This is a genomic window from Neobacillus sp. Soil_C_43, assembly GCF_057656715.1.
Genome location: NZ_JBDGJV010000009.1, coordinates 182,614 through 208,160, shown reverse-complemented (window position 1 = coordinate 208,160; position 25,547 = coordinate 182,614). Strand labels below are relative to the sequence as shown.

The 25,547-nt window shown below is 31.1% G+C and carries 26 protein-coding genes, 1 tRNA gene and 1 pseudogene; 9 read left to right on the top strand and 19 right to left on the bottom strand.

The annotated features are described in order from the left end of the window. Positions 1–319: 319 nt before the first annotated feature. Both AC3A54_RS14085 and AC3A54_RS14080 read right to left on the bottom strand, forming a co-directional pair. On the bottom strand, positions 320–817 hold the full coding sequence (locus AC3A54_RS14085; RefSeq protein ID WP_487654900.1) for a hypothetical protein: 498 nt from the start codon (positions 815–817) through the stop codon (positions 320–322). Between the two features lie 172 nt (positions 818–989). Beyond that, positions 990–1,805 (bottom strand): lipid II flippase Amj family protein, encoded by an 816-nt coding sequence (locus tag AC3A54_RS14080; protein WP_487654899.1) that lies wholly within the window; start codon positions 1,803–1,805, stop codon positions 990–992. A gap of 996 nt (positions 1,806–2,801) precedes the next feature. On the opposite strand from AC3A54_RS14080, the gene AC3A54_RS14075 reads away from it, so the two are divergent. Next, positions 2,802–3,950, top strand: coding sequence for a GIY-YIG nuclease family protein (locus AC3A54_RS14075; RefSeq protein ID WP_487654898.1), 1,149 nt, complete (start codon positions 2,802–2,804; stop codon positions 3,948–3,950). Between the two features lie 107 nt (positions 3,951–4,057). Here AC3A54_RS14075 and AC3A54_RS14070 read toward each other — a convergent pair whose 3' ends face one another. The 8 genes from AC3A54_RS14070 to AC3A54_RS14035 form a co-directional block, all read right to left on the bottom strand. Further along, entirely contained in the window at positions 4,058–4,909 is an 852-nt protein-coding gene (locus AC3A54_RS14070) for a hypothetical protein (RefSeq protein WP_487654897.1), read from the bottom strand. Between the two features lie 338 nt (positions 4,910–5,247). Next, positions 5,248–6,216: a tyrosine-type recombinase/integrase gene (locus AC3A54_RS14065; protein ID WP_487654896.1), complete on the bottom strand. Its 969-nt coding sequence runs from the start codon at positions 6,214–6,216 to the stop codon at positions 5,248–5,250. A gap of 988 nt (positions 6,217–7,204) precedes the next feature. Further along, positions 7,205–7,465, bottom strand: coding sequence for a hypothetical protein (locus AC3A54_RS14060; protein ID WP_487654895.1), 261 nt, complete (start codon positions 7,463–7,465; stop codon positions 7,205–7,207). Between the two features lie 75 nt (positions 7,466–7,540). Continuing rightward, positions 7,541–8,269, bottom strand: a complete 729-nt coding sequence (locus AC3A54_RS14055; protein WP_487654894.1) for a hypothetical protein — start codon at positions 8,267–8,269, stop codon at positions 7,541–7,543. A gap of 347 nt (positions 8,270–8,616) precedes the next feature. Next, the gene (locus AC3A54_RS14050) at positions 8,617–8,766 is read right to left on the bottom strand and encodes a hypothetical protein (RefSeq protein ID WP_487654893.1); all 150 of its coding nucleotides are present in this window, start codon (positions 8,764–8,766) and stop codon (positions 8,617–8,619) included. Between the two features lie 160 nt (positions 8,767–8,926). Continuing rightward, a complete protein-coding gene (locus AC3A54_RS14045; RefSeq protein ID WP_487654892.1) occupies positions 8,927–9,484 on the bottom strand; it encodes a hypothetical protein in 558 nt (185 codons plus the stop codon). 12 nt (positions 9,485–9,496) lie between these two features. Next, positions 9,497–9,649: a hypothetical protein gene (locus AC3A54_RS14040; protein ID WP_487654891.1), complete on the bottom strand. Its 153-nt coding sequence runs from the start codon at positions 9,647–9,649 to the stop codon at positions 9,497–9,499. A 548-nt stretch (positions 9,650–10,197) separates the two neighbouring features. Further along, a complete protein-coding gene (locus AC3A54_RS14035; protein WP_487654890.1) occupies positions 10,198–10,416 on the bottom strand; it encodes a hypothetical protein in 219 nt (72 codons plus the stop codon). A gap of 23 nt (positions 10,417–10,439) precedes the next feature. Here AC3A54_RS14035 and AC3A54_RS14030 point away from each other — a divergent pair. Next, positions 10,440–10,695, top strand: a pseudogene (locus AC3A54_RS14030) (recombinase family protein); the annotation flags it as partial. A 168-nt stretch (positions 10,696–10,863) separates the two neighbouring features. Here AC3A54_RS14030 and AC3A54_RS14025 read toward each other — a convergent pair. From AC3A54_RS14025 to AC3A54_RS13990, 8 genes are all read right to left on the bottom strand, one after another. Beyond that, positions 10,864–11,607, bottom strand: coding sequence for a hypothetical protein (locus tag AC3A54_RS14025; RefSeq protein ID WP_487654889.1), 744 nt, complete (start codon positions 11,605–11,607; stop codon positions 10,864–10,866). A 36-nt stretch (positions 11,608–11,643) separates the two neighbouring features. After that, positions 11,644–12,474 carry a hypothetical protein gene (locus AC3A54_RS14020; protein WP_487654888.1) on the bottom strand — a complete coding sequence of 277 codons (831 nt, stop codon included), beginning with the start codon at positions 12,472–12,474 and terminating at the stop codon, positions 11,644–11,646. A 210-nt stretch (positions 12,475–12,684) separates the two neighbouring features. Then, positions 12,685–13,851: a hypothetical protein gene (locus AC3A54_RS14015; protein ID WP_487654887.1), complete on the bottom strand. Its 1,167-nt coding sequence runs from the start codon at positions 13,849–13,851 to the stop codon at positions 12,685–12,687. Positions 13,852–13,911: 60 nt separating this feature from the next. Then, positions 13,912–15,690 carry a zinc-ribbon domain-containing protein gene (locus AC3A54_RS14010; RefSeq protein WP_487654906.1) on the bottom strand — a complete coding sequence of 593 codons (1,779 nt, stop codon included), beginning with the start codon at positions 15,688–15,690 and terminating at the stop codon, positions 13,912–13,914. A gap of 484 nt (positions 15,691–16,174) precedes the next feature. Continuing rightward, entirely contained in the window at positions 16,175–16,555 is a 381-nt protein-coding gene (locus AC3A54_RS14005) for a hypothetical protein (protein WP_487654886.1), read from the bottom strand. A gap of 741 nt (positions 16,556–17,296) precedes the next feature. Further along, positions 17,297–17,449 (bottom strand): hypothetical protein, encoded by a 153-nt coding sequence (locus AC3A54_RS14000; protein WP_487654885.1) that lies wholly within the window; start codon positions 17,447–17,449, stop codon positions 17,297–17,299. 96 nt (positions 17,450–17,545) lie between these two features. After that, positions 17,546–18,826, bottom strand: coding sequence for a hypothetical protein (locus tag AC3A54_RS13995; protein ID WP_487654884.1), 1,281 nt, complete (start codon positions 18,824–18,826; stop codon positions 17,546–17,548). A gap of 364 nt (positions 18,827–19,190) precedes the next feature. Next, positions 19,191–19,631: a hypothetical protein gene (locus AC3A54_RS13990; RefSeq protein WP_487654883.1), complete on the bottom strand. Its 441-nt coding sequence runs from the start codon at positions 19,629–19,631 to the stop codon at positions 19,191–19,193. A 537-nt stretch (positions 19,632–20,168) separates the two neighbouring features. On the opposite strand from AC3A54_RS13990, the gene AC3A54_RS13985 reads away from it, so the two are divergent. The 6 genes from AC3A54_RS13985 (at position 20,169) to AC3A54_RS13960 (ending at position 24,429) form a co-directional block, all read left to right on the top strand. Continuing rightward, a complete protein-coding gene (locus AC3A54_RS13985; protein ID WP_487654882.1) occupies positions 20,169–20,351 on the top strand; it encodes a hypothetical protein in 183 nt (60 codons plus the stop codon). Between the two features lie 26 nt (positions 20,352–20,377). Next, positions 20,378–21,250, top strand: coding sequence for a bifunctional DNA primase/polymerase (locus AC3A54_RS13980; RefSeq protein ID WP_487654881.1), 873 nt, complete (start codon positions 20,378–20,380; stop codon positions 21,248–21,250). Then, positions 21,243–21,698 carry a hypothetical protein gene (locus tag AC3A54_RS13975; RefSeq protein WP_487654880.1) on the top strand — a complete coding sequence of 152 codons (456 nt, stop codon included), beginning with the start codon at positions 21,243–21,245 and terminating at the stop codon, positions 21,696–21,698. The genes AC3A54_RS13980 and AC3A54_RS13975 overlap by 8 nt, the downstream gene beginning before the upstream one ends. A 56-nt stretch (positions 21,699–21,754) precedes the next feature. Then, positions 21,755–22,744 (top strand): hypothetical protein, encoded by a 990-nt coding sequence (locus tag AC3A54_RS13970; protein WP_487654879.1) that lies wholly within the window; start codon positions 21,755–21,757, stop codon positions 22,742–22,744. Positions 22,745–22,980: 236 nt separating this feature from the next. Then, positions 22,981–23,172 (top strand): helix-turn-helix domain-containing protein, encoded by a 192-nt coding sequence (locus tag AC3A54_RS13965; protein WP_487654878.1) that lies wholly within the window; start codon positions 22,981–22,983, stop codon positions 23,170–23,172. A gap of 132 nt (positions 23,173–23,304) precedes the next feature. Then, positions 23,305–24,429, top strand: coding sequence for a site-specific integrase (locus AC3A54_RS13960; protein ID WP_487654877.1), 1,125 nt, complete (start codon positions 23,305–23,307; stop codon positions 24,427–24,429). A gap of 116 nt (positions 24,430–24,545) precedes the next feature. Here the strand turns inward: AC3A54_RS13960 and AC3A54_RS13955 are convergent. Further along, positions 24,546–24,642 (bottom strand) — tRNA-Sec (locus AC3A54_RS13955). A gap of 248 nt (positions 24,643–24,890) precedes the next feature. On the opposite strand from AC3A54_RS13955, the gene AC3A54_RS13950 reads away from it, so the two are divergent. Further along, complete coding sequence (locus AC3A54_RS13950; RefSeq protein WP_335530808.1) at positions 24,891–25,322, top strand: DUF2621 domain-containing protein; 432 nt, start codon at positions 24,891–24,893, stop codon at positions 25,320–25,322. The last annotated feature ends 225 nt before the right edge of the window (positions 25,323–25,547 follow it).

Below are 25,547 nucleotides of genomic sequence, written 5' to 3'. Positions count from 1 at the left end.
TGGCATGAACATTTTTAGTATATCATGAGGTTATTAAACTTTTTATTGAAAAATGTTGACAAACTATTAGCTGGTTTTGTTTAATTGTAATCGTTCACAAACTTTAATTTAATTGACTCTACCTTTAACTATCTTTTATTGAAAAATCTATACTGTCCCTTTTTTTTCCATAGCTATTGCTTCATTTGTAGAAAGACCTTTTACTTCAAATATTTTGCTCTCAGCAGGATAAGCGTTCGAACATACATTTTATTAAAAGAGGAATTTTATTATTATATGGATGTTTTCAGATCTTTTTTTCATTCCGATTCTGCATATCCTACTTTAATAAGTTTTTATTAAGAATTGGATTTGAACTTATATTTTCAATAGATTTATTATTTATAGAGTATGCCTCGTCTTTCTTTTTATTTAGCTCTTTATCTAATACAGTCTTTTCTTCTTGAGCATCTGTTACTTTTGACTTCAAGTTCTCCATAAATTCCTGATAACATTTTTGTTGAGCTTCCATTACAGCAATTTTTATTTGATATTCTTTGATTAGTTCAAATTGGTCTTTGGTGAAAGTTTCCTTTTCATTTAATTGATTTAAAAGTTCTTTCAGACGTTCGGCTTCAGATGTAATTTGTTCTTCGTAACCGTGTATCTTTAATTTTAGTTGTTCAATTTCTTGCTCAAGACGTTTAATTCGGTCATCCGTCTTCTGCTTAAATAACTCCTTAATGCCATTAGTAAGAAATTCAATAATAGCACCACTATTTTCCTTGATTACCGGCAGCAACGCTTTAAATAATTTTATTATTGCATTTTTGATCATTATCTTTCACTCCATACAATTTTTTCTTAATTATACAATTTTATCACTTTTAAGTGAATATTAGGTGCTACATAAAATGGACCATCGCTCTCCATACGTAATTGCATATTTTCAGCTGGTTGATGATTTAGGATATTAAACAAAAGCACCCCGTTAGTTGAACAAGAACTCATTAAATCCACTTAGCAAACCAAGCTACATAATATGCAGCAGGGATAAGTAGAAGTTGAGCAACAATTGTACCCAGAAATTTAGAACTAATCATCGTTAAAGAGTAGCTTTTTAAGTAAATATAATCAGTTTGTTTTTTCATTACTCTATCAGCTAATACGGAAGCTTTAGGGTCAATGAACAAGGTCAATAAAATAGTTGCTATACCATTAATAATACCAGATGACATTAATGCAGCTTGAGCATAATTTTTGGGAACTATCATTGATGCATAAATGGAAGATAGTACCCCGATTGTAAAAACAGCAGAAATAATAACATTAATCACTAAGAGTCGTTTTGGAATGGTTTTTAATGTAATCCCCTTTAAATACGAAAGTCTTGGTAGCCTAAAACACATCACTATTTTTTTAATACTATTTAGATTGGATTGATTAACAAACAGTGCAATTATTGAACCACGTTGATTTGAAAGCTGAATAATTGCTCTTGAAAAGATATTTATGAACGTCGGAAAAAGAAGTATTCCCAACAGCACCCCAATCGAGGTTACTGCGATTAAAATCCTATACTGTTCCTCTATATATTGCAATTTGTTTAAATCTGGTGCTTCTGCGATAAGTTTTGCTGTAAGAGGTTGTTGTATCATTGTAGAAAACCTTGAAACAATTACCAGTGTACTAAACAAAGATAACGCAGTTGCAATTAATTTTACCCTTGCTCCTGAAATCCTTGTTGAATAAGCCAATGTCTCAATCATTGTAATTATCAAAAGAAATATAGAAATTATTATGACCTTACCTGTAATTAACTCCATAAAAAGCCCCTTAAAAAATTTATTATAGTTGTATTATAAACTAAATTATTTGTTTTGGAATTATTTAGAAGGACCCAAACCTATAATTATTTGCTATGAGTTCTTATTACACTACCTCCCTCCCTCAATAAACAAAGTGAAAACTCACGTTTTCTCCTGTATTCTCAGTATTTTATAAAATGTTATTTTTAGAGTTAATGCTCGCTATTATGGTTGGATTTATCTATTAAGGATAAATTTGGACTTTTGAAGCAAAAAGACTAATAGCTCATTAGCCACACACTTACAAAAAATGGTGGGATTTTTTTTATAAAACCCTATTTTATACAAACCAAGTTAACTTTCAAAATGTATTAATATATACAAGTCATAGTCGAGTCCTCTTTAACAGTTTTGTAATGAGTGCAACAATAAGTAAGACTTGGGTAGAGAAACAGTAAAAGAAGAATAATAATAAAATTCCCTGTATGCATACAAAGGGTGCTATTTTATTTGGAGTGCTTCTAATCAATAGAGTTTATTGACGCAACATTTGCCGATAAAACAAATCATATAAGTTAATCGGTACAGCTTAGAAAAAATTCCATTCTTTAACGACTCGACTCTGGTTTTTGCAAATTCTTTTTTAGGAAAGAAAAGAATCAACATATTTCCATCATTACATAATCAGCAACCTTCCTAATAGAATACTCATATCATATATTTGGTGGTTATTTAATGAGCCACTCAAATTCTTTTTGATTCATATTAATATCCTTCAGTTACTCCATTTAGCAAGGCATTAAATTTATTATCTAATAGTGATGAAAACACCTTTTTAGGACTATGCATCCTGTTCGTTCAATAAGATCCGGGATTCCTATTAATATCGTAAATTTATATTCAGGGATGGATTATTTTTTACTATATTTTAATTATTATAATATAGAAAAAACTAGAAATTATTTATATAATTAAAATGGTATATTAATTAGTCCATAAAGGTGGTAACAATAATTGGGAAAGCAACAGGTAAAAGCAGACATTTTAACAAATTTAGAAATAAAAAAAGAAGCTTTTAATGATATATCTTTTGAAGATTATCGGTTAATGATTACAATTATTTTTCTAGATTATTTTGAACATAATGATGTTTATGTCCAATACCTTGATGTTTTAAATGAAATATACAAAATATATGAAATACAACCTTTTGATAATGATCAGTTATTTGAATATACATCCATCATTGTTTCACAACTTGAAAATGAAGATAATACAATAAATGAAGAAGTTCAACAAGACAAAGGATATATTTATGTTTTAATTAACCCTTCACTTGAAGGTATGGTGAAAATAGGAAAAACGAAAAGAGATCCATTAACTAGAGTAAATGAATTGTCAGCAGCAACTGGTATTCCTACTCCATTTAGCCTAGTTTATAAAGATATTTTTTCTGACTGTACAATTGCAGAAAAAATCATACATCAAGTGTTAGAAGAAAAAGGTTATCGGGTATCTTCAAATAGAGAATTTTTTAACATTCCTATATATGAAGTGATACCGTTAATTCAAGAGGTAAAAAATAAGTATAACTTAAGTGTGAGGAGTAATAATGCTGCTTTTTCAGAATACAATGATCATGCAGAAACTGAAAGTATTACCGAACTAATGGAAAGTCTTTATTATGAAGGAAGAGATTATTTAAAGGGACTTGGAGACACATTTGAGGATCCCGAAAAAGGAATAGAAATATTAGAAAAGGCTATCCAATTGGGGTCATCCAAGGCCAGTCTAGAACTCGGAGAATACTTTTTGTTCGATAATCCGAAAAAAGCGTTTAGATATTTTAAAGATGGAAGTAATTTAGATGGTTTAGAATCTCAACTTTGTTTAGGAAAATTAGCCGAATTTTATTCAGGAATATACGATGTAATTCCAAAAGGTGGAACTTTTCTAAATGTAGGAAATGCCTTTAAATGTTGGGATAGATATTTAGAGAATCTATCTGTTCCACAGAAAGATTCAACATCTGGAATTAAAGCTCTTCATAAACATAAGCATTCTTTAGAAAGATATATTGAATTTTGTACAAAAGGTAAAATCGAAATAAGTCGACTAGCAAAAATACATGTAGAAAAAATTGAGCAAGAATTAGCTCGATAACTTATCAAAAGACCTTTTCCTACAAAGTGAAAAGGTCTTATTTATTTTATAGTGTTATGTTCCATGACAAGATTATAAAAAACACTTGGATATACCCTATATATTTTTTAATTTGCAAGATAGTCTGTTTTGAATATTTCTTCCAAGTTCATACATTCGCAACTTAGAGCTTCTTTTTTTCTCATTAGTGACTTTTTGAGAAGATTTTTATTTTTAGTTAAGTTATTAATTCTTATTTCATATTCTTTTATTTTTTGATTAATTTTTGCTTTTTTATCCAATAATTTTTCATCAATTTCATCTTTTTTCTTCCAAAATCCAAATATCCAACTTCCTTTATGCTTTTCTTTTAATGTCGATGTTGGATACAGAGTCAGCATTTCTTGGAAGATGCTCATTTCAGAGTGGTAACGGTCGATTGTTTCCTCGATCTCTTCTATTTCTTTTTCAAAATCTAATATTTTTATTCTTAAATCATTTAATCCATCAAAGTGTCTAATGAATTTACGACTGTATTCATTAAACTTTTCATCACCTAATAAATTATCACAGCCATTTTTTCTAGCCACCCCCTTCCCAATAAAATTAATCTTTTCTGTTTTCTTTTGATGCTCATCGATATGAGCTAATAGATCAATCGTGGTTTTCGAGGCTTTTCCCATTAATAAAAAAATTAAATGCAATCGGAATATACTTTGATAATTTAATCGATAGTACTTCCCACACCTCACAGGAGAAATATAATCAACCAAATCAGTTCGAAAATGATTCCTTATCGTTGAATCCGGTTTTCCAATGATTTTTCCCGCCTCAACAGTACTATAATTTGTGTCTATAAAAAGAGTGAGAATACCTTCTGTAAATAAATCTTTTTCTAAATCATATAAGAGAGATAAACGGTAAATAGCGTCATTTTTAAATTCTTCTTTTAAAATTTTTTTCATATCAACTTTCGACATAAACTTACCTCCAAAAATGTTATTAATAATTCAGCTAAATTTGTGGATAACCAAATAAAAAAGGGTCCTTTGGAAATGTATAAAAGACAATAGTAAATAAAACTACCATTCTCTTTTAAACAGTTCCAAAGAACCCTAATTGTTAACAAAACCCGCTTACCCGAAATAGGGTAGCAAAAAAATAATCTACTTCTAGTATATACGGTTTTATAAAAGATTTTCAATATTGAAAAATAATTTTTTTGAAAAACAATAGATTATCTTTTTCACATTTGTTAGGCTTGAACCCCAATGTTCATCTAAACACACTTGTAATTTAAAAATCTCCTGGTGAAAAGTTATAGACCAATACCACTGGCTGCATTATCCTCAAATAAATTCGCCTTTTTTATGTATCTCTGCAGAGAATCCGAACGCTTATGCCGAGTTTGCTTCATGATCTGATGTTCAGCTTTCCCTGCCTTAGCTGCAGTAGAACAAAAACCACTTCTTAAACTATGGGCACCATACCTATTAGAATCTAATCCCACTTTTTCACAACAGCTCTTCACAATCAATCGAACAGACTGTGGTGTCAACCTACCAAGAAGTGTCCCGTGTCGATGAATCCTTCGAAACAACGAACCTTCTGAAATGCCAGATGCTGCTATCCAATCTTCTAAACTACGAACCGGACATGTTAACGGGTTACTTCCATAAGGAAGTGCAATCTCATGACCTTCTCCTTTTTGGTCAGTTTTACTTCTATTTAATTGAAGGATTATGCCATCCCGTGTTTTAGTAATATCTTCAATATTTAAGTTAATAAGTTCACTCCTTCGTAATGCCCCTCCCCACCCAATCACTAACATTGCCCGGTTCCGTAGACCGATTAAGGTATTCAGAGGAATCCCACTAATGAGTTGGCGTAAATCATGGAGCCAAAGTGCATCTTTTCCCACTTCCTTAATGCCTATTTCTCGTTGAATGCCATCCCACACACCTTTAACAAGAGCTGTTTTAGTAGGACTTGGATAACCAGCGGTTTCATGTCTTTGGGAAATCGCGGTGATTTTTCGTTTAATGGAGGAAGCTTTATGTGTTTTCCCTAAAAAGGTTATGTAGTAAGAAATGGTTTCTGGCTCAGCCGGAAGATTGCTGAGACCATTCTTTTGACACCAATCAGAGAACTGCTTCCAATCATTTCGGTAAGCAAGCTTTGTATTTTCAGATTTGGAGTTGGCTAAATGCCTTTTTACTGTTTCCTGAAGTTCTAGTATCTCGGTTGAAAGGTGGTTTTCATCTCTTTTTTTTAGTTCCAAATTCATTGAACATTCCCCTTTCTAGGTATCGATAACATGGTTTATGGATAGTTAAAAGTAAACTAAATCTAAATAAAGGAATATACAAATTTTCTCTCTTTAAAAATCTAATCCCCCATACTGCCTAGGTGTATTTTCCTAAAAACCATAACTACACATACTTATTATAAGAAATTATTTATATTAAAGTTGGAAAATTTTATAATTAAATTTTGTTCTATATTTTTTGGTATTGTTTACGACTAAGTATCTTTAGTAGTAAAGGATGTAAATTTTTCACATCCTTTCCCATTCTTATACCTTAAGTGGAAAATCTAAAACAAAGTAATCAAGCTAAGGTGATATTATGAACTTCACAAAAGAAGAGTATGTAAATTTTAAAAATGAAAATAAAAACTTAAGACAACTAATTATAAAGTTAAATAGAAGAAAAAAATAATAAAAACAGATTTTGAGTATTTGTTAAACTGTTTAATTCCGAGAGGGTCTGAATTGAACTATGAGGTTTTCATAGAATTATATAAGTCTTTAGTAAATAATTATCAAGAATTATTAAAAGTAGTTACACTATTATTAAAAGTCGATAGAGAGGATCTAGCATATATAGATTTGAATAAACATTCTTTTGCTATAAATCCATTTTTAACTTCCATAATTGGCCGAGTTATAAGTACACAAACAAACAAATTCTCATATGTGATGAACCATTAACAGAATCAAATGTTCTGCATATCAGTAACATAATGAAAAAGTTAACATTATGAATGTTGAGTAGTTATACTCCCTAATCTATTAAAACAAACTATTTCAGGAAAAAAACATGTTATCACAAAGCAAAAGCACCCTTGAAAAAGGGTGCTTTATTTTTGTAATAAATTAATTAAATTCTGTTTCCGATGTTTCCGATGTTTCCGCAAGATTCTAATTACTTAAATCTTCTTCAGTCCAACTCAAATTTCTCACTTCTTTTATTACGTGGATTTCTATGATTAGATTAATCGGTTAAAACATCAATACTTTTTAGTTTTTCAGGCACGTAATCTAAAAGAATAGTGATTATCATATTAAACTGCCAAGGCGTAACATTCTCACCGTGATTTTCTTCTAATTCTGTTTTCAACTTTTCAAGTGTTTCTCCCCAAACTGGATAATTCCCTTCGTCTTTTGCCTTTTTTAATAAATTCGTTACTAATGCTATAACCTGATAATATTCATTATCTTTGGCTGTAATAAAATAATCTTTTTGCTGAATCAATCATATCACTCCTAAACAAATTTCAGTTACTTTTTACCAATATTCGACAGAGAGTAATAAATTCCTGCAAAAATATTAGGATCTTCGATAGTAGATTAAATCCTCATCTTTTGACAGTATTAGTTTTTTTAATTTATGAAAGGCTTCCGTTAATTGCCCTCTATTACCAGAATAGTTTAAAAAAGTACCAGTAAATATTAAATAACAACCTGTCCGTTCAATCCTAGATAAAAAAGCTTTTAATTCATTAGATGAAATATTTAATGTTTCAGTGGTTTCTTTTTCAAAATCAGCCCAAAAAGAATTCGCTCTTTGTAAGTCGTTCTGGTCTTCCTTAATTTCACTTTTACTTTCATATTTATCAAGAATAAATAATATTGCTATTTCTCGATAAGTTAGTTCATCAAGAATTTTTAAATAATCATCATATTCATCGGCAGTTCCAATAACACCAGATATCAAACAATTATTCAGTAGCCGAGCGAAAAATCTAATCTTTTGCCTTTGTTTTGTATAAATTGCAGCCTTAAATGTTGAAAAATAAGCGTGTAAAAAATCTTCATTCTTAATTATCTCTGGTGTAATTTCGATTTTCCCCATTCCTAATTCATCATAAAAAGTTTTTGCTCGATCAACTAAAATATTATTATATGAGGTTGTCAAGACACTATCAACTAAACCTCCATAAGGAACAATTTGAATGAGTCCTCTTAAAAATGTATTTTCTGAATATTTCTCTAATAAATCACCTTTTATCGTGTTACTAATTAATTTATCTGGTAAGGATAAATTATTGTTTGACATTCTCATCACTCCATTATTTGGAATATGAGTATATTGTAACATTAATTGCACGGGCAGATAAGACTCGAAGCTACAAATAAAAAAGCACCCTCGAGAGGATGCAACTAAATATTACCTAGTACTTTTTATAGAATTACCAATAAATTCAGATACAGATTTTTTACTTTCCACAAGCGCATTGTACTGTAAAGTTAGCCAGGAAGTATTAGTTTCCTTTTGGGTAATAACCTGTTTTAATTGGACCTTAAAGTTTTGATAATCACTAGAGAACGGATCAATTTCATAATGCTCTAATCCATTTTGGTGATACACCCTCTGCATTTCTAAAAAGGTTTGATATGACACACTTAACAAATTAAAGAAAGGACGTATTTCATATCACCTTCATATTTAAACAATACATCATAAGCATCTATTGCATCTGAAAATGTCCTTAACAATAAATCTTGTAAATAACTAGCATTAAGAACCATTTCTTCAACTTCTTTATTACTCATTGCTATTTTTTTCATCTCCCAAGGATAATTCTACTAGAAACGCATGTTCCATGGAAGATTTATGTAATAAATTAATTAAAAAACGAAGAAGTCCCTCACAAATTAAGGTGAAGGACTTCTTATGTAGTAAAATGTTGATTAAATTTATCAGTGAAGTTATTTAAACGGCATCTTCTTCACTAGTACGGGTCACTTTCTTATAAGCACCCAAAGAAAGGCAAAGTTCCAAAACTTTTTCTATGCTATCCATTTTATCAGTAATGTCAATTTTATCTTTTAAAAGCATTGTTTTAGAAATAGACATTATGTTTGAGAGGTCAACAACGCATTCCCGACCTGTTATCTCTTTAGGAAGATGTGCAAAATAAGGGTGTGTTCCATTAACTACCAAAGGATACCATTCTTCTGATTTATCTTCTTCATAAACACTGTAAATCGGAGCAACGGTTACTTCAAAAATGTCTTCGTCAGCACAATTTTCATCATTTGAGACAATTACAACTTTACGTGTTTTTAGTGTAAACACTGCCTTTTGTGTTCTCCCAGGCTTGAAAGTGCCGTTACTATTTTCGATTGTTCCTTTACTTGGATCAGTTCCGTCAGGAATAAAGAAATCTAATGGTCTTTCAGGTGTGAATGGAATAACAGCTTCATGAATCCATCCGCGTTTAATATCTTTCCAATTTTCTTTTGTTAAAAATTTTTGATTCTTAGCCATATTTATCCACCTTTAGTCTCTATCTCTACTACGTCTTTTAAAATTCGAAGACTGTTTAGAAGCTTTATCTGAAAGAGATGAAAATCCAGATTTTTTATTACTAGATTTTTGTTTGTTAGAGAATGCATTGAAAAAATCTACGACTTTAGGAGCAGACGCATTCATTTTTTTCTTCCTCCCTTTATTACACATAGATATCCTCCTAGAGATATATTTCATCTAGTAGATATCTATTAATCTATTATCTAAATTATACCATTAAAATTACACAGTGTAAGATATTTTATAAATAAAAAATCTATTTACTTTTTTCTAGCATATTTCAAGACTCTTAGATAAATAGTCGGAGGATTATAGAATTACTCGTTTAATAGGAAAGGGTGCTAGGACTCGAACCCACAACAAAAAACTCTCAAATTGGTGGTTAAAAAGAGTGTTGCCCTAACCATTGAGCTACAGCCCTAAAAAATAAAAAAAGACTACATCAAATTGTAATCCCTAAGCGAATTATCAATATTACTTCTATGTGTATTTAGTTTCTTAGCAATCTCAATTTTATTGATTAATTCAAGCATTGATTGCAATTCCTCTTTACTAATTGGAATGTGTTTGTACTCTTCATAGAATTCTTTTTTACAATGATTATCACAAAACTTTTCATTCGCATTATTTTTAATGTATTCATTACAATTAAAGCATTGTTCAACATAATATTAACCGTCAGACATTACTTCTATAAAAGCCTGCAAACCAGCACGATCTATCCAATTATGTAATTTAGTGTGCATTCCCTTTTTTAATACTAAGATATTAGATTTTTTATTATTCTGCCTATTAAAGTCCAAATGATGAACTTGTTCATCATCTTGCAATATCCGACTAAGCAGCTTTTCCACTATCAATATATGCTCAGAAACTAAATCATGCTGCATCTTCCTTGGATGATCAGGACGTTTTACAGCTACATATGCTAGGAGCAATTGCTGAATTTGAGCGTGACTTAATTGCTGAGAGAACGGAAGTAGAGCGTGAAAGGACTAAAGCCCAAAGGAAACATATGGGGAGAGTAGGAAAGGCTGAGAAGGACGTTAGGAAAGCTTTAAAGCTATTTCGATAAAGAATTGAACGGATTGAGCGTCAATGATATTGTTAAAATGGCAAATGTTCCTAGAAGCACTATTTATACTAAAGCTAAAGAACTTAGTTTGTAACAATATTGAATACCTAAACCTTATCGACTTTAAATCGAAAAATTAGTATTTCTAATACTAGTTAAAATAATAAAAAAGGATGAAATGAGGTTTTTCATCCTTTAAAACACCTCAATCTATAAGAAGATAATAATAAGAACCATTATTCGTATAATACATTTTTACGAATTATTTACTAATATTTAGTGTTTTTCTGATTTGCTTAGTCACTTCTTTTAACATTTCATCCAGAAATTCGGTTCTTTTGATCTCGCCATACTTTTCATAATAGTAGTTAGGATAAGGTATGTACTCATGATGCATCTTTTTACTCATAATAAATCTCATTAGAGCAAAGTCATGTTTATTAATAATTAACGCAAAAAGCTCCAAGTCGGAAATACCAACAAAATCTACTGCTTTTACGTGAGGGTGCAGCTTCTTTCTAAAATCCTCTTTGTACAGTAATTCATTATACTTAGGGACTTTAGGGAATGATTGTAAAGACACTGATAATATTATAACTTTATTCACACCTTTAAACTTTTCTGGAGATGTTTCTAAAATATCAATATATGCCTTGTTGGCTTGTAGGATAGGCTTGATTACGTATTTATTAAAATCCTCAAGAGTAGATTGTGGATCAGCAGATATCTTAGTTTCCCTCCTAATTCTTCCACCTTTACCTTCGAAAATAACAAGTGTACTACCTAATCTAACATAAGCATCAGAAGAATCCTTGTTCTGTTTACCATACTCAAATTCTGGGATGAATTCGTAACCGCTAATTTTTGATTTGTTGACTGCGGATTCTAACACTGTCGAGATATATTTTTCAAATAACCTACCAAAAAACGGGAAAAAACTTTTTCCATGTTTGGAACAACTAGTATTTAACTTAAAACATAATCCGTCAAAAATAGTTGCGTTCATATGCGCGGGAGAAAATGGATAAGTTCTTTTATTTTTTTAAAATATTGGTTGTGAAAGTAGCTGTTCATAATCATAAGGATTTTCAATGGTGTTTAATGCCCAAGTTTTTAATTCTAAAGGATCGACACTTATATCATCTAAGATTTGATTGGAGATACTCTTTATACCTACATTTTTAAAATAATCTTCCGGCATAGCCCATTCTACATCGTTTAATAAGTAGGACCAATTTAGCTCCCTGATAGAAGGTTGATTTAACGCGAACAATGTAGATACGTATTCAGAAATTGTATAACCATAAGTTTTTTTAAACCAATCCTGGATATCAATAAATTCATTTACTTTGAATAAACCTTTAATTGGAGCTAATTTTTCAAACATTATATATTGCCTAATAAGTGCCTTATCTATTTCACCATTTCGGAGAATAAGAGACGATTGAATGACAGTGGCTTCAGAATCAATCCTTCTATCAACAACATCTACCATGTAATCTGATATTTTTAATAGGGTTAACAAAATATGAATAAAATTAGGATAAGTACTTTTGGGGCTTAAGAAAGGATTTCGTATACCGTAAGCTAAGTACCATTTTATTGAGTACAATATATTTGATAAATCAAATACATCAGTATAATCGACTAGCTCTAAATTGTTTAGAGCAGGTTTTAATTGTTCAAATACATGTTTCTTCGAAGGTTCATCCAATATTGTAAATTTAGCTAGAATAAGTAATGCTTCGTCCAAATTTATGCTTTGTATTTCTTTAATAATTTGTTCTTTACTCGCTTTATGGCCTGTTATTTGTGAGTAAGTTAAATAAACTCTCATGAAATTATGTAGTTTAGAAAATTGATTTTTCACCAAAACGATAACTCCTTAGAATAATAGTCTGTATGTATATTTTGCTATAATAGTTATTTAAAGTAAATTGGCATTCAACAAATTGTTAAGGAGATACTAAGAAACCTTCCCTTATAGCGAATGAGATATATAATGACACAAAATTCTATAATAATTAAGTGCTATTGTGTCATTATATTTCCTTGTTTCTTTTTGTCGCATAATAAGGAAAGTTTATCTTGCTAATACATTGAATTTAAACCCATTATCATACTTAATAAATTCTACTGAAAATTCTCCAAAATCCTTTTTGTTTTGAGAATCATTAAATATAAATTTATTTACTTCCGCCATAGTATTATTTTTTTGAAGTCCTAAGATTAGGGATTGTATATTTAAAAGGATTTCTTGGTCAATCACGTTTTGGGATTCCCATAAAATTTGTTTAATATAGAATGATTTATCTGTAACTATAACCAAGTTTTCTGGTGTAAGTTGAGAAAAATAGTATATCTCATTTCCGTTATTTTCTTTGTAACTTGGCCTACTTAGAATATAATACTCTAAGTTAGGATAAGAAATTTCATTAACAGCATTTATATAATCCATTAACTTTAAATGACTTTGTTTTTCATTTATAATTAAATCAGCTTTATTTTCTAGATTTATTTTTTGTGAGCTATTAGAATTATCTTTTAGATTAAAAGATGAATCTAATTTATGGTTGTTAATACTATTTAACTTAAACTCAATAAATAGTTTTCCTTTGTCTGTAAATACTTTTTGCGAGATCATCCCCATATTCGGAGCGTAAACTTTAACTGTTTTTTCCTCTCCTTTAATCTCAGTTACTTCAATACAATTTTCAAAAGTTTGGATAGTGGTTTTAATCGTTTTATTAACAGCAGTTACAAAATATGTTGAATCCTCATTTAGCCATTCGGTTTGTTTATTAGATAAAAGAATAGAACCAGACTTTTTTTCCCCGGCTAAGTTAGACCTAGTAAGTACCTCTTTTAAGTGGTCTTTTGTAAGCTCATAAAAATAGCCTGTAGTTAATTTTTCTTCCGTTTGTTTAGTGTGTTCTTGTAAAGAGGTTTCAATAATATAATTCCCATTATCAGCAGAATTAGGAGAAAGAACTCTTTCCTGATATTCTCCGGCTTTTGTTCCATCGTTAGCTATAACATCGAAAGTTTTAATTAAGCCACTATTTTTCGAAAAAAATGTCCTTATGTCTATTTCTTTTAATTGATTTATCAATACTGGTTTCACTTGCTGGCTTTTTGACGACTCCGCTTCTTTTTTAATTGAAGTAGTTTTCTTTGTAGCTGTAGTGGAACAAGCTGTAGTCGCTAAAACAATAAAACAAATTAAAGTAGATATAAATCCTTTGTTCATACTGCCCCTCCAAATAAACTTTTATCACTCACGTCAACGTTAAAATAGGATATAATCCGATTAAAAATCTCCTCGCAGACGTCCCCTCTTATAACACTCTTTACAACCTCTAGGTTTATTTGTTTTACTTCCATTTCTACTATAAATAACTGCTGGCCATTCATGTCCATTTTCGCAAATCCACCAAACTTTCTTTTGAGAACCTGGTGTAACATTATATGGGGTAAGTTCACCGTTTTTCGTTGGATGCCATTGAGCAGCAAGAACAGGGTTAATCGTGGCTAGGCAATTATCAACACACACTTTTTTTCCCACGCAATATGGACAACCTTCCCCTCTTCTCCTATGATCAGGAGCAGCTTCATATGAGTGTCCTTTTTTGCATGTCCACCAAAATTTTTTATTTGAATTTGGGAGGATATCGAATGGAGTAATCCCTACATTTCTATCGTTATCCCACTCTTTGGCCATTTCTTGATTCAGTGCACCTAAAGATGTTTCTATCGTTGCTCGTTGTCCATTGCAGTAAGGACACCCATGGCCCCTTTTTCGTGTAGCGGGACTAGCATCCCAATTATGTCCCTTTTCACATTTCCACCAAAGTTGAAAGTTCGATCCAAAGGTGAAATGCTCAGGTCGAAAGGGAGAATTCATCTTATAGTCAAATTGATTAGTTAATAATTCACTATTTTCCTGTATATTATTATTTTTCTTTACGGGAGGTACAAGACTGAGAATATTAAACCTCTGTTTGTATATATCAATATCCCTTATTACCTGCTCTGCTTTTTGTTTCACCTTTTGTGCGACATCTAATATGTTTATTACTGTTTTTATTGATTTTATTATTGCGTTTTGAAGTTCTGCTCTTTTTTGGTTCCGAAAAGTTATTGTCACTACATCCTTTAAATGAATATTCGGTAAGCCATCTTCTCGCATTCTAATAAGGTTATAGGTATTTTTGGTAAGAATTATACTTTTTTCAGTATCAATTATGAGTCGTTCACGATGATAAAACTTACTATCATACTCCAAAATTAGTTTATATTCAGGAATATATAGATCAACTCTGTATCTTTTAGCTTGTATGGTGATAGGATGATTAAACATTACTTCATTAAATATTTGTCTATAGAAATAAACAAAGGCTAATTCTTCAAATGAAACATTATATTTTTCTTTACATTTTGGGCACCCCGTTTTCGATCGTGTTCTATTGTTTGGAGTGGCTTGCCATACAAACTTACAATCTTTACATTGCCACCAAACTTTTTTATCAGAAAATGCGTGAATTTCATGTGGAGTTAATTTCTTATTCTTAGTTGGATGCCATTCATCTAAGACGCTAGGATTTATTGATGCTAAAGAATTTGATTGTGTTATTACTTTTCCCGCACACTTTGGACATCCATTACCATTTTTTCTATTTACAATAGTTGATGAATAAGAAAATTGACAGCGTGAACAAAGCCAATAAACTTTTCTAGAAGAACCAGCTGTCACATTGTCTGGAGTTAATTTTCCATTAAGTGTGGGATGCCAATCTAAAGTCAAAATAGGATGTGTCTTTGTTAGTGGTTTACAGAACCTACCATAACAAACAGGACAACCAACTCCTCTATTCCTAGAATTTATCTGAGCTTCCCATTCATGGCCTTTTTCACAAATCCACCAAGCACATGCATTTGAACCCGCTGCAACATCTTTAGGAGTACGAATTCCATTTTTAGTTGGGTGCCATTCAGTTGCTAACTTTGGATTTTTTTCTATTAATGTTATAAATCTCATTGCTTTGTTACTCCATTTCAAGTTAAGTTTATCCTCATTTAAAAATCCCATAAATTGCACTATTCACATCCCAGGTTGTTCCCATTAGACTATGATATATTCTTTAAAAATCAAATTTTTCAATATAGATTACTTACAACCTGGACATAGTACTATTGATTTCTTTTAAAGCATCACTTCTATCTTGAAACCAATAATAGGCACCATTTTCTTCTTGATTATCAACTACCTTCAAGAAATTTTCATAATATCTAAATGAGTACAAACTAATATATATAACCAACTGTATGATTAGGTTTATCTATTACTCACATTTTTCTTTAACTCTTCAAATTTCTCGATAATTATAATTTTCAACATTAAATCCGCATCCAAAGAATTAATTAAATTTATTGGCATATATAAATTTTTTGTGCGGTACATATCTATTTCAACGAGAATTAACTCGTAGATAAAAGCACCTTCTTTTAGATGGGCATAATATATTTGCTTTTGACCTCATTCTGCGTATACGAATTAACTAAAAACACAAGGGTTATATCCCATTCCTTTTTATTGCTTCCTCCATGATGGATTCGATCCTTTCTTTTTTCCGCTTAATTCCCCATGGAGTAATGCTTTTGGTTATTCTCCATCGAAGGAATTTAATCTCTTCCTCCTCTTCTTTCGTAAGGAGTGATTTTAATGTCGTTTTCTCAATCGAACCACTTTCTTTTTCTCTGCCCGACTTCATAGGAACAATAGAAGTATTTTCTTCATAGTAGCGTTTTATGGTGTCTTGTATGATTTGCTGAATTTCGTCTTGATACTTTTTAACGGTTTCTGAATCCTCAATATCTGCACTAAAGATAATATTTTGATAATGCCGAATCATTTCAATTTCTCGATAATTTAGGATCTCTTTCAACTTAACCATGTTATTTTTCACCTCACTATTAAATATATAAATCCTTCAAATGCATTATAAGATATCGGAAAACTCAAATTCCCACACTCAATCTTTTGTTAAAAAAATTATACCAAAATTAGACATCCTTTTAGACGATTTAATCCAAAAACCAAGCCCACTTTTATTATAAAGTGGACTATAGTAGCAAAAGTTTTATAAAACACTCATAAATAGCATTATTAACTTTTTGAATTCAAAACTTTTTCAGTAGCTCCAGGATCTAAATAATTCATAACGTTATCTATCTAAACCATGTCGAATAATAGGAAACTATAAAATTAATCAAAAATAATGTTTAAATAGATTAAGTATTTACGATTGATACGTATAAAAATTTACTGCTGAGAACATAAATAGCACACATTTAAATAAAGGTCCCTTAAGTTATAAAAAGCTTCTCTAACCTTATAAACCATTCCTCCATAGAATATCTGAAGAATACCTTTTAATGGAATAAATATTGCCTTATGTACCTAAATTGAGGGACATAATCTTGTATCATAAGGGACCTGGTAGAAAAACCATTATTTCAGTGGACCTTTATGGTACAGATCAATTAACGAGTAACCAAATATTTGCTAATGTTTTTTATATCTAATTGTGTACCATAATAATGTATGTTTAGGAAACTGGTGGACCTTTATGGTACATAATGAAAAGAATTAAATTTTTTACAACAGAAAATATAAAAAGAATACATAAGATATATTATTTATTAGGTACAATTAGGCCAATTCGTATTTTTATAGGAATACTGTAACATTCATCACAAGCTCCATTGTTATCAATATACTCCGTTTCATCGAAAATTTGATTTTTGCAAATGGAACACTTCATTTGTTGGACATCAGCTAGACTCATGGTCATTCTCCCTTTTTATTCAATTTATCTATTAAAGCAAATCCCTCTAGTTAGGTCTGATATTTTTAAAGTCAAGAACCTCTATATGTTGTTAGGTCAAAATAACTTTGGCCACTCCTCTATGTTTTTGATCTTTCTAAAAGCCCCCTTTGTATTCTTTGCATAAATATATGGAGACTTTTGAAATAGTAAATCCATCTCCTCTAAATTTATATATCTAACACCCTTTATTGTTCCGAATATCTTAATATCCTCTTCCATAGACTCCTTGTCCCGGTAAATTGCATAAACAATTTCAGTTCTAACTTCACTAGATAGTTGTAGCGTTGTAATCCTCTGCAAGTTAAAATTGTTCCTAATACTACCTGGCTGCATATATAAGAAAACTGATGCAAACATGTAAAAATTTGTTTTGTCATGTATGAAAATTCCATCTATTACTAATCCGTACTGATCTTTCAAATTTACAAAAAAATTTTCAGATAATTCTACATTATAATTGGTATACAAACCACTTCCCTCTAGTGTTCTAATTAATTGTGCGACTTTATCTTTTATGATTAATGGAGTGTTTGAAAAAAACTCAAGGGCAGCTTTTTGAGAGTTTTTTAAAGGTAAAAGATATACATCAATCCATGTACGATAGAATTCAGGAAGACTTATAATTGCTTTATACAAATTTATTATTCTTTTGCTTCTGTCATCAATTCCTTTCTTATTAGGTATTGAATTATCTAGGAGAGAAACGATTATTGCTTCCTTTGGATAATAGAAATTATCCAATTCTTTTAAGTAACATTTAATTTTATTTTGGACTTCTTTAATCGTTTCACTACCTGTATCGAATTCAATATATAAAATAAAATCCTTACTTTTTAATACACTATCAGGAATGATTTTCGGATATACTTTTGATTTACTACCTATACTTAAAATGATCGGATACAAATCCCCACTTTCTTCAAGTACCATTCTACTCTTTAAATTAGTTTCTTTTGTTCCAAAAAAATGGTCAAAGTTTTTTGGTATGTTAGGTATTGAATTAAATAAACCATTTTCCTTAAGTAAGTTATTATCAACTAATAGTCTTAATCCGTTTTTACTAATTCGAAAATATTTAACAATGGTTCCGTTTTGTCCAACCCTATATTTATAACTTTTCAGTAAACCATACTCCTCATATTTATTAAGTTTCTTCCAGAAACCCGGGTAAGATATTTCACTTGATGACATTGCAAAATAATATCGATATAATTGTTTTTCTGTTAAAAAACGTTCAAAACAAATAATACGTAATAAATGCAAATCAATTTGTTTTAGTATCAGTCTTCTTCTATTATTTCCTTTTGTAAGAACTATTCTTTCCTCATTCTCCATACAAACGTCCCCCATAAAATATACTTAGTTCGTTGACCTTAAGTCTTGGAAATCCTAGGCTTTATTAATTTCAAGTTGTTTATCAAGGATTAACACCTCAACATTAACGAACCAATATTAACTACTTGCCAAAACATCACTCCTTAAAAACAAAAAAACCCGAACAAACATCCCTACTAAAGAGATGTATGCTCGGGTTTTTCCCGTTTATATTAGAATTATATTGCAATTTAATTTATAGCATTTCTGAAAAGATAAATCAATCACAGAAAACCCAAATTTTAATAAAATTTTTAAAAGCTAACCCTTCTACTTACCCTTTCGATTTTTTATGTATAGAATTAAAAATCTCTGGTTAACTGAATTAAAATAACTTTTCAAAATTTATTTTTCTTATTCGTTCTTCTACGGAATCCCGCATAGGTTCTTTAAGAGATTCTTCAAGATTTATCGATCTGATAAAGCTTCGAACAAGTTTATAAATTTCATTAGATATTTCATTCGATTTATTATCTGAGGGATATAAAATAAGCATTTTTTCAAATTCATCAGACTGTAATTCATAAAAAGATATTTGTAATTGTCTTAAGGCAATCTCAAAGGAATATTGTATAGTTGAAGCATTTTCGTTACTTTTAGCAAGTATTTTCCATTTATCACAATGATAAAACCAAGCGTATAATGGAAGGACATTCCGTACTCTTCGATCGGTAGTGGAGAGTCTAAGTAGTTCATTTATTGTTGGTTTTATTAATCCTGTTAAGAATTCAGTCTGTTGCTTTGTCACATCATACAATTTTTGCATTATTCTATATCACTCCTAATTTTAATTACTTTAACATATAAATTTATACATTCTTTTAGATGCTTAAAGGGCTATTATTAATTTTCTTTGTATATTAACAAGAATCATTACTCTTTTAAATTCAACTAAAAAAGTGCCTTTAGAATAAATTAAGGTATTTTACTTTTTTTGGTGATGTCACCATACAAACTTAGAATACAAAATTGTTAAGCACCCATTAGTAGGTGTAATTACAGGATTCTGGTCCATTTTTTATTAGAAACATGTACATTTATCGTTATGACCATCATTATTGATTATTTACAAATCTAGCAAACGTGAGTACATATTAAATTTAAGAATTTTAAAAAAATCTTGACATTTTACTCGTATTTTATATAAGCTTGTACTGTGCTAGTGATGATTGTGCTAGTGCCTAATAATTTTATTATAAAATTTAATACATAAAGGGAAGCCCCCTAGAGAAATAAAGGTTTTTAAGCTGAAACCTCTATTTTTTCTAGGGGGTTTTTTGCTTTTTTAAGGAGGTGAGGAAAGATGAAACATCCACGAAATGCTGATATTAGGAGTTTAATAAAGGATTCGAATCTCTTTGTTTGGGAAGTTGCTGAACAACTGCAAATACATGAAAACACCTTGTATCGTATGTTAAGACAAAACCTCTCAGTGGTCCAAAGAAATAGAATCCTAAACGCTATACAGGAGTTAAAAAGCAAATAGGAGTAATTTAGAAAGAAGGAGTGTAATTGAATAAATCGATAAAAGCAGCTCTGCAATTATTTGATTATGGGCTAGCCCCCATCCCCATTGTGGGTAAGAAGCCTATTATAAAAAACTGGCCTACTCGATTTTTAGAACAGCCCTTGAAACATCAAGATATATTAAATGGAATAATAGATTCAGAAGGTAAAATCATTACTTATAATAATAAGAACATTGGAATAATAACAGGTTTGATTTCTAATTGCATTGTTCTGGATATTGATAATCTATCAACTTTATCTAAATTAGAAAAAATGGGGAATATACCATTAACTTGGCGGGTTCGTTCCAGCAGAGGAGTTCACTTATATTTTAATTATAATAACATCGTTCCATCCATGAAATTATGGGATAGCATAGATATTCTATCTGATAAAAAGCAAGTGGTAGCTCCACCCTCTATTCACCCAGATGGAACAGTTTACCGGTGGGAATTATCACCAAAACAAATTCAAAAGGCAGATTTACCAATTTGGTTAATTAATTACTTAATTGAATATATCAATGATAAGAAATGTAATAATTCAACATCCCAAAAAACTAATAAAACTTCAGTTTGTACAAAGAGTTACAAATATAAAAGTAATAAAATCAACAATCTTCAGGATAACGTAGATTGGGTAAATTTTTATAGCCGTTTTACAAATAACATCAGAGGAAATAAAGAATGGCTTAGCTGTAAATGCCCTTTCCATGACGATCAGCGTAACTCATTTAGTTTTAATAAAAGAAACGGGGCTTGGATTTGCTTTGCAGGTTGCGGTTCAGGTAACGGGATTAAAGCAATTCAAACTATTTACGGTATTAATTTTCAACAAGCAATTCAGGTTTTAAAAGGAGAAGATATTTTTGTCTGAAGAACATAAAGTTCAAATTGGAGATGTAAAAAAAGCAAATGAATTTACAGAGGAAGATCGGATAAGAAAGTTAGTTAACCAAGGTGAGTTATCACATTCTCAAGCTTTAATTGAAATTGCAACACATAATGCTGAATTCTTTGTTACAGAAAATGAAGAAGTATATGCAACAGTACAAATAAAGGAAATAAAGGAACATTACCCTGTTAGAGGTAAAAAATTTGAAAATTACTTACGTGTAAATTATTTTAAAATTTTTAAAAAACCTATTGGGAGGTCAATATTGATGGAATCTATCGACACATTAGTTGCTATTGAAGAGTTTAATTTTAAAAATAACCATGAAATCTTTATTAGAGTTGCTGGTGATAAAAATAATATATTTATTGACTTAGGAACGACTAGTCGCGAAATTATTAGGTTACTCCCGAAGGCTGGAAAATTATAAAGGAAACTTCTTTAAAGTTTATACGACCTAACACTTTCAGAGCTTTACCTATACCATTGAAAAGTGATTCTATTAATAGTTTAGATAAATATATTAAAATTAATGCTCGAGATAGAATATTACTTTATTCTTTTCTCCTTAGTTGCTTATCACCCACTGGTCCTTATCCTATATTAATTCTTCAAGGACCACAAGGATCAGGAAAGAGTTTTGTAAGTAGGTTAATTAAAAGTATTGTAGATCCCATTTTCGCCCCAATTCGTTCAATACCTAAGAATGAAGAGGATCTGATGATTACCGCACAAAACAATAGAGTGTTAGCATTTGATAATTTATCAGGAATAAGCAGTGATATGTCAGATTCTTTATGCAAACTCGCAACTGGTGGTGGATTCTCTACTAGAAAATTCTATGAGAATACCGCAGAGGTAGTTTTATCTACACAACGACCAATTATTCTAAATGGGATTGACTTTATTGCAAGACGACCAGATCTTGCTGACCGCTCAATTATTATTAATCTTTTACCGATAAATAGTAAGGAAAGGTTATCAGAGGATGAAATAATAAATGAATTTGAACAAGTAAAACCACATATACTTGGCTCCTTACTTAATGCTCTTAGTATCGCATTAAAAAATTATCATAAAGTAAAACTAGCCTCCACACCACGTATGGCTGACTTTGCAAAGTTAGCCACTGCAGCAGAAACTGGATTTGGATTTAAAGAAGGAACATTCATGAAAGAGTATGAACGTAATCGGAAAGAAGCCGCAGAAGAAGCTGTTGAGCATGATTTACTTGTGTCAACAATAATAGATTGCTTAGATAGAGAGAAGACAATTTCTGGAACCGCAACAACTATAATTGAAATGCTAAGAAAGTATATCTCAATAGAAGCTCAATCTTCTAAACAATGGATAAAATCACCTAATCAACTTAAGGACCAATTAACCCGTATTCAGCCCATATTAAATGCAAACAAGATTAATTATGTCTACCAGCGAAATAATTTAGGGCGAATTCACACCTTAGAAAAGTTTTAATTTTACTCAAGTAGAAATTTAGTTCATGACGGCATGACGACCGTGACGGCTTACAGCAGAGGATATCTTAAGATAAACCTCTTACAAGATTCCTAATAGTGAGTATGTTTATGATTATATAAAATAATTACTCAAAAAATTACACGCATAGATTTAACAGAAATAATATTCACTGAGAATATTTATATCATACAAATGAACGAAAAGTTAAGAGAGAAAAAGGAGATTTCTATCCGATGAAAAGTACCAGAGATTTACCAGATGTGTTAGAAGTAAAAGATATTCAAGTATTTTTAGGTATCGGGCGAAGCCAAGCCTATAATTTAGTCAAATCTAATCTTTTTCATGCTGTAACAGTAGGAAAGCGGATTCTTGTATCAAAAAAATCATTTCTGGAGTGGTTTGAAGGTAGCGATTTATCTGCGTAAATATTGAATCTGGGATTTGAATATATAATATTGGACACCTAGCCCAGTTTTGCCAAACGGTAAAATTTTCTAGTAATATATCTGTAGGTGCATATGCTTGGTGTCCAGCTTTCAATAAGGAAGGAGAATATTATGGCTGGTTACCCAAAAAAAGATAAAAACGGAACCTATTATTTTGTTCTAGAGGCTGGGAAAGACACACATGGGAAGCGCACTAGAATAAAAAGACGTGGTTTTAAAAAAATGAGTGAAGCAAAGGCAGCAATGGCGGAGCTAATGGTTGAACTCAAAAACGATGGCTCTAAAATTCACAATGAAGCTAAAATATCTCTAGGAAAGTATCTAGATTATTGGTTTGAGAACTATGTTAAAACCAACTTAAAACCTAAGACTATTGCCGAATATGAAAAGATAATTAAAACTCATCTTCGACCATCTTTAGGACACATTTTGTTGAATGAACTAAAAAGCACTCAGCTTCAAAACTACTATAAGGAAAAATTAAATGTACTATCCGCTCAGTCGGTCATACACCATCATCGAGTCCTATCGAAAGCATTGAATGATGCCATTGATTGGGAGTTCATTAGCAAAAACGTGGCTAAAGGGGCTAAACCTCCTAAACCAATAAAACGGGAAATGAAGACGCTTAGTGCTGAACAGCTAAATTTATTGTTGAAAATCGCTAAGGAAAAGACACCGGTGTACTTCCCAGTAATTTATGCAGATGTTCACACTGGGATGAGGAAAAGCGAGTTAATGGGATTGACCTGGGAAAACGTAGATTTTAAAGTTGGGAAAATTTATGTGCGGCAAACTATTACAGAAGCGAATGGTAAATATTTTTTCAACTCAATACCCAAAAATGAAAAACCTCGAGGAATAAAGTTAACTGCTGAACTAACAAAGTTAATGAAGACGCTCAAAGCGGAACATGATCATCGCAGGAGTATCCTTGGGGACACATTTAACCCTCACAATCTGGTGTTTTGTAACTCAAAAGGAAATATTATGATACCATCTGAATTGACAAGAGCATTTAAAAGAGTTTTAAAAGCAGCTAACCTTCCGGACATACGATTTCATGATTTGCGCCATTCACATGCGACTATGTTACTGAAGGAAAAAGTTCCTTCTAAAGTGGTTAGCGAGCGGTTAGGACACTCTAAGATTCAAGTAACGTTGGATACCTATTCTCACGTAACAGATTCCATTGAAGAAATCGCAGTAGAACATTTAAATAAGTTACTTGATTAAAAACTGCCACTAAAATTGTATATGGCACCATTTGGGCACCACTTAATAAAAAAAGACCGGTTGCCCTCTGGTCTATGTATGTAAGGAATTCGTTAGAACCCTTGATATGATTGAGTTGGCGGGACTGCGTGGGAATCGAACCCACCAGACCTGGCACGCAGGTCTCAAGCAGTTTTGAAGACTGTGGAGGACACCAGTACCCCATTCAGCCCCATAGATGTTAGATTGCAAGCTGTTTTGACTATGGCTAAAAGTCTCTTAACCATTCCTATCATTTGTAATCATAATACAATGGAATATAGTAATAATCAATAGAATGAGCTTATTTGTCACCTTTTCGACAAGCTTTAGGGATTCTTCACTTATCTTATCTAAATTCACTCATTTGTGGTGAATACTTGTCAGCCCATCAAAGAAAAGACTATAATAAAATGAAAAAATAGTTTTTGTAGGTGAAAAGAATGCAGCAGTTGAGCGGTTGGTTTTTGTGGTTTATCCTGTTTTGGGTTGTTTTTCTAGTAGGTTCATTCGCCATCGGCGGATTTTTTATGTTCCGTAAATTTTTGAAAAAGATGCCGAAAGACGATGGCAAGTCCGTAATGGATTGGGAAGAGCATTATGTAAATGAAACGCGTCACTTATGGGGTGCTGAAGAAAAGGCACTACTTGAGGATTTAGTCAGTCCTGTTCCTGAGCTTTTCCGCGATGTAGCTCGTCATAAGATTGCTGGGAAAATTGGTGAGCTTGCGCTAAATGAAAAAGCCGAGAAGATTACCGAGGAACTCGTCATTCGCGGCTACATACAAGCAACACCAAAAAGAGATCATAAATTTTTACGCAAGAAGCTTTTTGAAAACCGAATTGATGTTAAGCCTTACGAGCATTTATTCTAAACCGTCCATCTTGGGACGGTTTTTTATTTTTGGTAAAATTTGTTCTACTCAAGGTGTGCTCTGTAGCTTTTATACCATTCAATGATTTTTTTCCAGTTACGAGCACTATTACTCTTTTTTGTTACCGTAGAAGGATGCTTACTCCGAAAACAGGCGCAATTATCATTTATTATGACCACAACATGCTACTTTCCCCGTAAACGGGCACAATAATCATTTTTTATG

Coding starts and splice junctions, on each gene's coding strand:
- AC3A54_RS14085 (WP_487654900.1), bottom strand. CDS start 817: ATGATCAAAAATGCAATAATAAAATTATTTAAAGCGTTGCTGCCGGTA.
- AC3A54_RS14080 (WP_487654899.1), bottom strand. CDS start 1,805: ATGGAGTTAATTACAGGTAAGGTCATAATAATTTCTATATTTCTTTTG.
- AC3A54_RS14070 (WP_487654897.1), bottom strand. CDS start 4,909: ATGTCGAAAGTTGATATGAAAAAAATTTTAAAAGAAGAATTTAAAAAT.
- AC3A54_RS14065 (WP_487654896.1), bottom strand. CDS start 6,216: ATGAATTTGGAACTAAAAAAAAGAGATGAAAACCACCTTTCAACCGAG.
- AC3A54_RS14055 (WP_487654894.1), bottom strand. CDS start 8,269: ATGTCAAACAATAATTTATCCTTACCAGATAAATTAATTAGTAACACG.
- AC3A54_RS14050 (WP_487654893.1), bottom strand. CDS start 8,766: ATGAGTAATAAAGAAGTTGAAGAAATGGTTCTTAATGCTAGTTATTTA.
- AC3A54_RS14045 (WP_487654892.1), bottom strand. CDS start 9,484: ATGGCTAAGAATCAAAAATTTTTAACAAAAGAAAATTGGAAAGATATT.
- AC3A54_RS14040 (WP_487654891.1), bottom strand. CDS start 9,649: ATGAATGCGTCTGCTCCTAAAGTCGTAGATTTTTTCAATGCATTCTCT.
- AC3A54_RS14035 (WP_487654890.1), bottom strand. CDS start 10,416: ATGCAGCATGATTTAGTTTCTGAGCATATATTGATAGTGGAAAAGCTG.
- AC3A54_RS14025 (WP_487654889.1), bottom strand. CDS start 11,607: ATGAACGCAACTATTTTTGACGGATTATGTTTTAAGTTAAATACTAGT.
- AC3A54_RS14015 (WP_487654887.1), bottom strand. CDS start 13,851: ATGAACAAAGGATTTATATCTACTTTAATTTGTTTTATTGTTTTAGCG.
- AC3A54_RS14010 (WP_487654906.1), bottom strand. CDS start 15,690: ATGGGATTTTTAAATGAGGATAAACTTAACTTGAAATGGAGTAACAAA.
- AC3A54_RS14005 (WP_487654886.1), bottom strand. CDS start 16,555: ATGGTTAAGTTGAAAGAGATCCTAAATTATCGAGAAATTGAAATGATT.
- AC3A54_RS14000 (WP_487654885.1), bottom strand. CDS start 17,449: ATGAGTCTAGCTGATGTCCAACAAATGAAGTGTTCCATTTGCAAAAAT.
- AC3A54_RS13995 (WP_487654884.1), bottom strand. CDS start 18,826: ATGGAGAATGAGGAAAGAATAGTTCTTACAAAAGGAAATAATAGAAGA.
- AC3A54_RS13990 (WP_487654883.1), bottom strand. CDS start 19,631: ATGCAAAAATTGTATGATGTGACAAAGCAACAGACTGAATTCTTAACA.
- AC3A54_RS13985 (WP_487654882.1), top strand. CDS start 20,169: ATGAAACATCCACGAAATGCTGATATTAGGAGTTTAATAAAGGATTCG.
- AC3A54_RS13965 (WP_487654878.1), top strand. CDS start 22,981: ATGAAAAGTACCAGAGATTTACCAGATGTGTTAGAAGTAAAAGATATT.
- AC3A54_RS13960 (WP_487654877.1), top strand. CDS start 23,305: ATGGCTGGTTACCCAAAAAAAGATAAAAACGGAACCTATTATTTTGTT.
- AC3A54_RS13950 (WP_335530808.1), top strand. CDS start 24,891: ATGCAGCAGTTGAGCGGTTGGTTTTTGTGGTTTATCCTGTTTTGGGTT.